Source organism: Methylobacterium sp. AC690 (assembly GCF_979256535.1).
The window spans coordinates 1-301 of the sequence record NZ_CEEDOX010000067.1; the positions used below are offsets into that span (position 1 = coordinate 1).

A 301-nucleotide genomic window follows, 5' to 3' on the forward strand; every position below is an offset into this window, starting at 1 on the left:
GCGCGGACGGCGCTCGTGACCCATCAGGCCGCCACCATCGGCGCCCTGTCCTGCAACCCCGCCATCGGGGGCCTGGGCAAGGGACATCTGGTCTGCGAGGTCGATGCCCTCGCCGGCCTGATGGGGCGCGTCGCCGACGCAGCCGGCATCCAGTTCCGGCTGCTCACCCGGCGGAAGGGTCCGGCGGTGCGTGGCCCGCGCACCCAGGCCGATCGCAAGCTCTACGCCCGCGCGATGCCGGCGGCCATCGCCGAGACCGCGCACCTGCGGGTGATCGAGGGGGAGGTGGCCGATCTCGCCC

1 protein-coding gene is annotated in these 301 nt (G+C 74.8%); it reads left to right on the top strand.

Annotation, left to right across the window (positions count from 1 at the left end; all coding sequences use genetic code 11):
* Nucleotides 1-301: FAD-dependent oxidoreductase (locus AC0IY1_RS25350; protein ID WP_471773340.1), on the top strand; the 301-nt coding region annotated here is incomplete at both ends.